Source organism: Neisseria sp. HMSC31F04 (assembly GCF_001807735.1).
GTDB lineage: Bacteria > Pseudomonadota > Gammaproteobacteria > Burkholderiales > Neisseriaceae > Neisseria > Neisseria elongata.
This window is the reverse complement of the sequence record NZ_KV790835.1, coordinates 31,901-41,424: the sequence shown is the minus strand read 5'-3', so window position 1 is coordinate 41,424 and position 9,524 is coordinate 31,901. Positions and strand designations below refer to the sequence as shown.

Sequence of the window (9,524 nt, the reverse complement as noted above, 5' to 3'; positions counted from 1 at the left end):
CGCTGTACTGGTTTAAATTTAATTCACTATAAACAGGCGGATTATAAGGGATTGCCCTATAATCGCGGCTCTTTATTTTTTATTTTCAGACGGCCTCTATCATGAGTATTTACGCCCTCAAACCCAAATTCCAAAACCTGCTGCGCCCGCTGGTGCGCGCGCTTTATAACCGTGGTGTAACCGCCAATCAGGTTACGCTGGCGGCTTGCGCGGTGTCGGTCGCTGTCGGGCTGCTGCTGTCGCTCGGTGCGCAGGTTCCTGCCTTGTTTTGGCTGTTGCCCGTGTGGCTGTTTGTCCGCATGGCGTTGAACGCGGTGGACGGAATGCTGGCGCGCGAGTTCGGTCAGCAGTCGGCATTGGGCGGCTATCTGAACGAAATCACCGATGTCGCCGCCGATGCCGCGCTGTATCTGCCTTTCGCCTTTATCGCCCCGTTTGACGACGCACAAATCGGCCTGTTTGTCTGGCTGGCGGCGATGACCGAATTTTGCGGCGTGTTGGGTCAGGTACACGGCAACGGTCGGCGTTATGACGGGCCGTTCGGCAAGAGCGACCGCGCGTTCTTTATCGGTGTATTGGCGGTGTGGTACGCGGTGGCGGGCAGCTTCCATGCGGTTTTCTACGTCGTCATGTGGCTGGCTTGCGCGGCATTGGTTTATACCTGCTATAAGCGCGTCGCCAATGGTTTGAAGGCCGTCTGAAAATAACTCCCCCTCTTCCATTCCATTGATAACACGACAAATTTTATGCAAAAAACTTCGCACATCCTCCCTTTGCTGCTCACGGTTTTCATTGCCGCACTTATCGTCTGGTCGGGCATCAACCCGTCCGACCGCGCCGTTTGGTACGCCGAAATCATTCCTGTTTCGATCGTATTTATCGCGCTCGTTGCCACTTACCGCCTCTTCCGTTTCAGCAATCTGGCTTATGTATTCATGAGCTTTTGGCTGATTATGCACACCGTCGGCGCACACTACACCTTCGCCGATGTGCCCTTCGACTGGGCAAACCGCCTGCTTGCGCCGTTCTTAGGCGAAGGGCGCAACCATTTCGACCGCGTCGGCCACTACATCATCGGTTTCTACGCCTATCCGATGGCGGAATGGTTGTTGCGCCGCAAACTCTGCCGCCCTACCCTTGCCTTGTTTTTCTCTTTGTTTTTCATCATGAGCGTGGCGGCGGCTTACGAAGTCATCGAATGGCAGTATGCGGTGATTGACGGCGGCGAAGCAGGGCTGGAGGTGCTCGGTTCGCAAGGCGATATTTGGGACGCGCAAAAAGACATACTCGCCGATACGCTGGGCGCGCTGACTTCCTTGCTTATCTTCCTGTTTACCCGGCCTGACAAAAAACAAATTTCTAGCGAACAAGGCTGAAATGCGGTTGCTATAGTGGATTAAATTTAAACCAGTACGGCGTTGCCTCGCCTTGCCGTACTATTTGTACTGTCTGCAGCTTCGTCGCCTTGTCCTGATTTAAATTTAATCCACTATAATGTTGCGTTTGATTGGATTGCTGTTTTGCCGCCGTTGAGGCAGTTTAAATAAGGGAGGCCGTCTGAAATTGTGTTTTTCAGACGGCCTCTACCCTTCTCACATCTATCCTGCTCAAGCGGCAATACCCAATAACCCGGCCAGTTGCGGCCAGTAAAACAGGCAGGCGATGGCGCAGACGGCGATGGCGATGCCTGCCGCATTGACGGTGCTGATTTTTTCTTTGAAAACAGCCGCGCCGACGAGTGTGCCGCAGACGATGACGCCGATGTTCATACCGGCAAACACCAGCGTGGGATTGTCGGACATGGCCTGATGGGCGCGGATATAGGAGAGGATGTTGCCGAAGTTCAGACAGCCGAGCAGCAGGCCGCCCAAGATGCCGGAGGCCGTCCATTTGCTGCCTTTGGCAAACAGGCGGCCGAACATCAGGATGCCGGCCAGGCAAAAGGCCACGAGGAGGTTGCCGGGTACGGCCGTACCGCTTTTGGCCACTTGTTTGAACAGGACATCAATCACGCCGTAACCCGCCCAAACGGCCAGCAGCAAGCCGGCACTCTGCCAGCCGCCGCTTTTTTTCCCGCCTTCATGTTTCCACAGCAGGCAAAACAGCGCGGTAAATGCGAGGACGAGGCCGATGAGGCGGCCGCGTGACAGCTGTTCGCCGAACAGCAGGAACGAGGCCAAAACGGGGATGAAGAGCGACAGCCGTTGCGCCGCGTCGGATTTGACGATGCCTGCCGCATCCACCGCCCTGCCCATGACGACGAACACCGTCGGCAGCAGCACGCCCAAGGCGGCAAACAGCCACCAGGTGGGCAGGTATTGCCGCCAGTTTGCGGTGTCCGGCTGCAAAAACAGCACGGTAAGGCCGACGGCGGCGATGTAGTTCACGCCTACCGCTTGTTCGAGGTCGATTTTTTTCTTTTTGGCGATTTTCAGCAGGACGGATACCGCCACGCTGCAACAGATGCTGATGATGAGGTAATACATAATCCGCTTTTTCTTTCCGCTTCCGCTAAATTTTCAAACGGCCTGACGATGGTGCGTTCAGGCCGTCTGAAAAGCGTTTGTTTAAGGGCGCAGTTCGGGCAGGACGTTCAATATGGCCGATAGGACGGCCTCGCCGAGCCGCAGGGAGCGCTGGCCGTTCCAGCCGAAATCGTCGTCGGGCAGGTTGTGGTTGTCCTTAAACGGCATTTCCAACGTATAGGCCAGGCAGTCGAAGGTGTTGCCCACCCAGTTTGTCGCCATGGAGAGATCGGCTTGGCCGGGCCGGTCTTTTTCGTAACCGTGCTCGTCTTGGAAATCGGGGCTGGCGGCGGCAAATGCGGCTTTGAAGTGGCTTTCCAATGCGGCAATGCGCGGGCCGTAGCCGGGCACGCCTTCGGTTCCCGCCACGAAAATGTAAGGCAGCCCTTCGTCGCCGTGGATGTCGAGGAATAAATCGACACCGGTTTCACGCATTTTTTCTCGGACATAAAACACTTCCGGGCTGCGCTCTTCGCTCGGCGAGAGCCATTCGCGGTTGAGGTTTGCGCCGGCCGCGTTGGTGCGCAAATTGCCCAAGGCCGAGCCGTCGGGGTTCATATTTGGCACGACGTAGAATGTGGCACTGTCGAGCAAGGCGCGCGCGGTCGGGTCTTGGGGGTCGAGCAGGCGGGCGAGCAGGCCTTCGATAAACCATTCGGCCATCGTTTCCCCGGGATGCTGGCGGGCGATAACCCAGATTTTCAAATCGCTTTCGACTTGGTTGCCTATGGTCAACAGGTTGATGTCGCGCCCTTCGACGGTGCTGCCCAAGTCGTCTATCTGACACAGGCCGCTGCCTTGCGCGTCGCCCAGCAGGTTGAGGTGCTGCTCGGAGGAATAGGGTTCGAAATAGGCGTAGTACACGCTGTTGGACAGGGGCGTGTGTTCGATGGTCAGCACGCCGTTTTCATAACGGGTGGGCACGCAGAACCAGTTTTGGCGGTCGTAGGAGGCGCGCGCCTGATAGTCTTCCCAGCCCGACGGATAGGCGGATGAGGCGGCGTTTTCAAAGTGCATGACGCAGTTTTGATAAGCCGCGCCCTGAAGGCGGAAATAAAACCATTGGGCGAAATCCGAAGCATTGTCGGGACGGATGGAAAGGCGGATGTTCTGAGGGTCGGCCAGGTCGTGCACGATGACCGCGCCGCCGTCGAATCGGGTGGAGATTTTCAGCATAAAATGCCCGGAAAGAAAAAGGTTGGAAACGCGGCATTATAGGTTTTATCGCCAGCTTGCGCCATCTTTCAGACGGCCTTTCCGCTATAATCGGGCCGTCTGAAAAATTGGAAAAGATATGAAACTGACTTTGATGTTCCGCGAGTATTGCAGCTTGTGCCACGCCATGCGCGACCGTTTGACGGCTTTGCAGCAGGAGCGGCCTTTCGAATTGGAAGTGGTGGATGTGGACGACGATCCGCTGCTGGAGGAAAAATATAATGAGCTGGTTCCCGTGCTGTTGGACGGCGATCAGGAAATCTGCCATTGGCATTTGGATGAGGAGAAACTGCGCCGTCATTTGGACTGAGAGGCCGTCTGAAAAGGCGGCGGGAGGGTTTCAGACGGCTTTGATGCTTCAAAATATGCCTGCAAACAAAAAGGCGGCAACCTGAAAGGCTGCCGCAATACCTCAAATCAGAGATTTACGCTTCACAAACACAGCCTGTACTTCATCCGCACAGCTCAACTCTGCACAGACAAAGAGTGTAAGGCTTTTCAGACGGCCTGACGGCGAAGGGATGGAGAAGACCGCAGGCCGTCTGAAAACCTTATTGTTTAACCATGGGTCAGTGGAACTGGTTCATGGTGTTGTCTTTACCGCCCGCTTTCAGTGCGGCTTCACCGGCAAAGTATTCTTTGTGGTTGTCGCCGATGTCCGATCCGGCCATGTTTTGGTGTTTCACGGTGGCGATGCCCTGACGGATTTCCTGACGCTGAACGCCTTTCACATAAGCCAGCATGGCTTCGTCGCCGAAGTAGCCTTTCGCCAGATTGTCGGTGGACAGCGCGGCGGTGTGGTAGGTCGGCAGGGTAATCAGGTGGTGGAAAATACCGGCCTGTGCGGACGCGTCGCGCTGGAAGGTGCGGATGCGCTCGTCGGCTTCTTTCGCCAATTCGGTATCGTCGTATTCGGCACTCATCAGTTTGGCGCGGTCGTAAGCGGACAAGTCTTTGCCTGCATCTTTCCAAGCATCGAATACCTGCTGGCGGAAGTTCAGCGTCCAGTTGAACGACGGGCTGTTGTTGTATACCAGCTTGGCGTTCGGAATCACTTCGCGCACGCGGTCGATCATTTCTTTGATTTGGCCGACATGCGGTTTTTCGGTTTCAATCCACAGCAAGTCCGCACCGTTTTGCAGCGAGGTGATGCAGTCCAGCACCACGCGGTCTACGCCCGTGCCTTTTTTGAATTGGAAAAGGTTGCTCGGCAGGCGGGTCGGTTTGATGGTTTTACCGTTGGTGTTCACAATCACGTCGCCGGCTTTGATTTGGCTCAGGTCGGTGATTTCTTCGCCTTCCAAGAAGCTGTTGTATTGGTCGCCCAAGTCGCCGGGTTGTGCGGAGAAGGCGATTTGCTTGGTCAGGCCTGCGCCCAAAGAGTCGGTACGGGCGACAATCACGCCGTCGTCCACGCCCAATTCCAAGAAAGCGTAACGCACGGCATTGATTTTAGCCAGGAAGTCCACATGGGGAACGGTTACTTTGCCGTCTTGGTGGCCGCATTGTTTTTCGTCGGATACCTGGTTTTCAATCTGGATACAGCAGGCACCGGCTTCAATCATTTTTTTCGCCAGCAGGTAGGTGGCTTCCGCATTGCCGAAACCGGCATCAATGTCGGCGATAATCGGTACGACGTGGGTTTGGAAGTTGTCGATTTTGCCTTGGATTTCGGCAGCTTTGGCATTGTCGCCTGAGGCGCGTGCTTCGTCCAAAGCGGTAAACAGCAAATCAAGTTCACGGGCATCTGCTTGTTTCAGGAAGGTGTACAGCTCTTCAATCAATGCGGGGACAGAGGTTTTTTCGTGCATGGATTGGTCGGGCAGCGGGCCGAACTCGGAACGCATACCGGCAACCATCCAGCCGGAAAGGTAGAGGTAGCGTTTGTTCGGGGTTTGATGGTGTTTTTTCACCGCAATCAGTTTCTGCTGTCCGATAAAACCGTGCCAGCAGCCCAAAGATTGGGTGTAGTTGGCAGGATTGGCATCGTATTCGGCCATGTCGCGGCGCATGATGGCGGCGGTGTATTTGGCAATGTCCAAGCCGGTTTTGAAGCGGTTTTGCAAACGCATACGGGCAACGTATTCAGGCGTGATGGCTGCCCAACCCTGACCGTGCGCCTCTTTGACTTGTTCCGCTGCTTTGATTTCTTCCTGATAATTAGCCATTGTGATGCTCCTTTACTCTCTTCAATTTGGTTCTGATAAAAACGCCGCAACGCTTTTGTAATGGCGTGTAGTCGAGCGGCTTGACGTGAATTTACCTGCAAATTTTATACTTGCCAAGTATGTTTTTTTGATTTGATTGGGGATTTTTTCTTCTTTGGGAGTGCGTTTAAGCGGATATTTGATATTTTCCCGCCAAACTCAGGGGCAAACGTGCATTTTATGGCCTCGTTTTCTAAAATTTAGGCAGTTTTTTGTTATTTTAATGTTATCAAAGAAGGTTTTTATTTTATAAACCTATGTGTTTCAGGTAATTAAATATCGTCTTATGTGTAATGCCTTGTAGTTTTATATTATCCAACCATATCGGAATAAAAAATATAATTCTGGATATTTCCCGTAAACCGGTTTTATTGAAAAAATCCAATATTTTCTAGAAAATCGAATTTGCATTGCGAAAAGCCGAAAAGCTGAGGCGGCTCAAGCAATTCTGTAAAGTCGGGCAACATTTTGCCGGTTTGAATTTAATCCGCTATGGTTTACAATCCGCCGTTTTGCAAACTGTGGTTCGCAATCCTCCCACAATAAAAAACTAAGGAATTTTCTATGACGCGTTCTTCTGAAGAGTTGCGGGGCATCACGCTGCTCGGCAATCAGCACACTCAATACAAAACCGAATATGCGCCGGAAGTTTTGGAAGCATTCGACAATAAGCATCCCGACAACGATTATTTCGTCAAATTCATCTGCCCCGAATTTACCAGCCTGTGCCCGATGACCGGGCAGCCGGATTTTGCCACCATACACATACGCTATATTCCGGGAAAAAAAATGGTGGAAAGCAAATCCCTCAAGCTGTATTTGTTCAGCTTCCGCAATCACGGCGATTTCCACGAAGACTGCGTCAATATCATCATGAAGGATTTAATCGGACTGATGCAGCCGAAGTATATTGAAGTGTTCGGCGAATTTACTCCGCGCGGCGGTATTGCCATCCATCCGTTTACCAATTACGGCAAGGAGGGGACGGAATTCGAACAATTGGCGCGCGAACGCCTGTTCAAGCACGATATGCTATGAATGCTGATATACGCGGATTCAGCGTTTTGCAACAGCGAAAGGCGTTGTTCTGGCTGGTTTTCTTTCATATCGCCGTCATTGCCACGAGCAATTACCTGGTGCAGTTTCCCTTTACCGTTACCTTGCCCAACGGCTATGTGGTGCATTCCACTTGGGGGGCATTGAGTTTCCCGTTTATTTTTCTGGCTACCGATTTGACCGTCCGCATATTCGGCCGTAGGCCTGCGCGGCGGGTGGTTTTTTTCTCCATGTTTCCCGCACTCCTGCTGTCGTATGCCATATCCGTCACTTTCCACCAAGGCATCTGGCAGGGGACGGCGGCATTGGCTGCGTTTGACGGTTTGGTATTCCGCATTGCCGCCGCCAGTTTTGCCGCCTACTCTGTGGGGCAGTTGCTCGATATTTTTGTCTTCGACCGTTTACGCCGTCTGAAAAAATGGTGGGTGGCACCGACAGCTTCCACTTTTGTCGGCAATGCGGTCGATACCCTGCTCTTCTTTGCGATTGCCTTCCATGCCGGTACGGATGCCTTTATGGCGGAAAATTGGCCTCAGATTGCGGTTGTGGATTATTTGTTCAAACTGGTTATCTGTACGCTGTTTTTCCTTCCGGCATACGGGTTGATGCTGAATATATTGGTAAAGAAAATAACGGTACTGCCCGACGGGCGGTGATGGTCGCGGTAATGTTTGCCGTCCCGGCCGCGATTGCCGGGCGGCGGTTTTATTAGGTTGATAAATATGATTAAGGCTGTTTTATTCGATCTCGATGGCACGTTGGCCGATACCGCTTTGGATTTGGGCGGTGCATTGAATGCTTTGTTGCGCAGGCACGGCCTGCCGGAGAAAAGTATAGAAGATATCCGCCCCGTTGCCAGTCACGGCGCAGGCGGTTTGATCGGATTCGGCGCGGGCATAGGTAAGGAACATCCCGAATACGGCCGGTGGCGCGAGGAATATCTGGCCGAATACGAGCGTTGTTTTGACCGCGACACGGTTTTGTTCGACGGAGTCAATAAACTGATTGGCGAATTGAACCGACGCGGCCTGAAATGGGGCATTATCACCAACAAGCCGAAAAACTTTACCGACCGTTTGGTACCGAAACTCGGCTTTTCTATCCCGCCGCAGACAGTGGTCAGCGGAGATTCCTGCGACGAAGCCAAACCTTCGGTCAAACCCATGCTTTACGCCTGCGAACAAATCAATGTCCACCCGCAAGAGTGTCTTTATGTCGGCGATGCGGAGCGCGATATGGAGGCGGGCAGGAATGCGGGAATGAAAACCGTCTTGGCCTCGTGGGGATACATTGCCGAAAGCGATCGGACGGATACCTGGCCTGCCGATTTTGTGGCCGAGATGCCGCTGGATATTTTGACTTTGCCGCCTGTTGCAAGCCTTGCTTGACCGGATAAACGGCAATAAGTAAAAGGCCGTCTGAAATATGTTTTCAGACGGCCTGTGTGCTTCAAATCAAGCTTAGGCGGCGAAACGGCGGGCAACTTCGTCCCAGTTTACGATTTCCCAGAAGCCGTTCAGATAGTTCGGACGGCTGTTGCGGTAGTCGATGTAGTAGGCATGTTCCCATACGTCGCAAGTCAGCAAGGGGGTGTTGTCGCTGTTGAGCGGAGTGGCGGCGTTAGAAGTGGATACCAAATCCAATTCGCCGGCCGGTGTTTTAACCAGCCATGCCCAGCCCGAACCGAAAGTGCCGGCAGCACAAGCGTCGAACGCTTTTTGGAAGGCTTCGAAGCTGCCCCATTTCGCATCAATGGCAGCAGCCAGTTCGCCGGAAGGCTTGCCTTGGCCTTTGGGGGTAAAGCCCAGCCAGTAGAAAGTGTGGTTCCAGGTTTGTGCCGCATTGTTGAATACGCCGCCGGAAGATTTTTTAACGATTTCTTCCAAAGGGGCATTCTCAAATTCAGTGCCTTTGATTTGGTTGTTCAGATTGGTGATGTAGGTTTGATGGTGTTTGCCGTAGTGGTATTCCAAAGTTTCTTTGGACAAGTGCGGTTCCAAAGCATCCAAGGCATAAGGCAGTTCTGGCAGTTTGTGTTCCATGGTGATACTCCTGATATTTTTATTCGATTGATTGTGGCGGCCGATTCGTCCCGGCCGGAAAAGGCCGTCTGAAAGACAGAGGCCGGACCCATTTTACCCGTTTCGGCATCGGAAACCAATTAAACTTTTATTTGCCCGCCATAGCATCGGTCTGATGGAAAAGTAGAAAAACTCAAGGCAGAAGCGGCAGCATCCGATGCGACAGCCCCGTTTTGCCCTTTTCAGACGGCCTGAAACCTTTGTTTGCCGTTATTCGGATGGCTCACTGTCTTTTTTGGATACAGGCTGAGGTCCCAAGCCGAAACGCTTTTCATAATCCGACGCTTCTTTATGATCGCGCTCCTCCATACCGAACGCGCTCGCATTGACCCAAATCACTAAAACGGCCACGATAATTGAAAATACAGAAATAATTGCCCAAAACATTGTTTTTCACTCTTGATTTCGTTATTGGAAGGCCGGCATTCTACGCCGATTAA

The 9,524-nt window shown here is 52.8% G+C and carries 11 protein-coding genes and 1 riboswitch; of the genes, 6 read left to right on the top strand and 5 right to left on the bottom strand.

Annotated features, from left to right (window positions below):
- The first annotated feature begins 101 nt into the window (after positions 1–101).
- Both HMPREF3107_RS10840 and HMPREF3107_RS10835 read left to right on the top strand, forming a co-directional pair.
- Entirely contained in the window at positions 102–701 is a 600-nt protein-coding gene (locus HMPREF3107_RS10840) for a CDP-alcohol phosphatidyltransferase family protein (protein ID WP_070455415.1), read from the top strand.
- A 45-nt stretch (positions 702–746) separates the two neighbouring features.
- On the top strand, positions 747–1,376 hold the full coding sequence (locus tag HMPREF3107_RS10835; RefSeq protein ID WP_070455413.1) for a DUF2238 domain-containing protein: 630 nt from the start codon (positions 747–749) through the stop codon (positions 1,374–1,376).
- 231 nt (positions 1,377–1,607) lie between these two features.
- Here HMPREF3107_RS10835 and HMPREF3107_RS10830 read toward each other — a convergent pair whose 3' ends face one another.
- Both HMPREF3107_RS10830 and HMPREF3107_RS10825 read right to left on the bottom strand, forming a co-directional pair.
- Positions 1,608–2,486 (bottom strand): DMT family transporter, encoded by an 879-nt coding sequence (locus tag HMPREF3107_RS10830; RefSeq protein ID WP_049250392.1) that lies wholly within the window; start codon positions 2,484–2,486, stop codon positions 1,608–1,610.
- A gap of 81 nt (positions 2,487–2,567) precedes the next feature.
- Positions 2,568–3,701, bottom strand: coding sequence for a M14 family metallopeptidase (locus HMPREF3107_RS10825; protein WP_070455411.1), 1,134 nt, complete (start codon positions 3,699–3,701; stop codon positions 2,568–2,570).
- A 118-nt stretch (positions 3,702–3,819) separates the two neighbouring features.
- Here HMPREF3107_RS10825 and HMPREF3107_RS10820 point away from each other — a divergent pair, with 118 nt between their 5' ends.
- Complete coding sequence (locus tag HMPREF3107_RS10820; RefSeq protein ID WP_070455409.1) at positions 3,820–4,050, top strand: glutaredoxin family protein; 231 nt, start codon at positions 3,820–3,822, stop codon at positions 4,048–4,050.
- Positions 4,051–4,309: 259 nt separating this feature from the next.
- Here HMPREF3107_RS10820 and HMPREF3107_RS10815 read toward each other — a convergent pair whose 3' ends face one another.
- Entirely contained in the window at positions 4,310–5,908 is a 1,599-nt protein-coding gene (locus tag HMPREF3107_RS10815; protein ID WP_070455407.1) for an isocitrate lyase, read from the bottom strand.
- Between the two features lie 554 nt (positions 5,909–6,462).
- Positions 6,463–6,507, top strand: a riboswitch (PreQ1 riboswitch).
- A 4-nt stretch (positions 6,508–6,511) separates the two neighbouring features.
- On the opposite strand from HMPREF3107_RS10815, the gene queF reads away from it, so the two are divergent.
- The 3 genes from queF (at position 6,512) to HMPREF3107_RS10800 (ending at position 8,391) form a co-directional block, all read left to right on the top strand.
- Positions 6,512–6,985: a preQ(1) synthase gene (queF, locus tag HMPREF3107_RS10810; RefSeq protein ID WP_070455405.1), complete on the top strand. Its 474-nt coding sequence runs from the start codon at positions 6,512–6,514 to the stop codon at positions 6,983–6,985.
- A complete protein-coding gene (locus tag HMPREF3107_RS10805) occupies positions 6,982–7,659 on the top strand; it encodes a 7-cyano-7-deazaguanine/7-aminomethyl-7-deazaguanine transporter (RefSeq protein ID WP_070455403.1) in 678 nt (225 codons plus the stop codon). Before queF ends, HMPREF3107_RS10805 begins: the two co-directional genes overlap by 4 nt.
- 66 nt (positions 7,660–7,725) lie before the next feature.
- Positions 7,726–8,391: an HAD family hydrolase gene (locus tag HMPREF3107_RS10800; protein WP_070455401.1), complete on the top strand. Its 666-nt coding sequence runs from the start codon at positions 7,726–7,728 to the stop codon at positions 8,389–8,391.
- A 72-nt stretch (positions 8,392–8,463) separates the two neighbouring features.
- Here HMPREF3107_RS10800 and HMPREF3107_RS10795 read toward each other — a convergent pair whose 3' ends face one another.
- Both HMPREF3107_RS10795 and HMPREF3107_RS12215 read right to left on the bottom strand, forming a co-directional pair.
- The gene (locus HMPREF3107_RS10795; protein ID WP_070455399.1) at positions 8,464–9,045 is read right to left on the bottom strand and encodes a superoxide dismutase; all 582 of its coding nucleotides are present in this window, start codon (positions 9,043–9,045) and stop codon (positions 8,464–8,466) included.
- Between the two features lie 249 nt (positions 9,046–9,294).
- On the bottom strand, positions 9,295–9,471 hold the full coding sequence (locus HMPREF3107_RS12215) for a hypothetical protein (RefSeq protein ID WP_003770091.1): 177 nt from the start codon (positions 9,469–9,471) through the stop codon (positions 9,295–9,297).
- Positions 9,472–9,524: the final 53 nt, after the last annotated feature.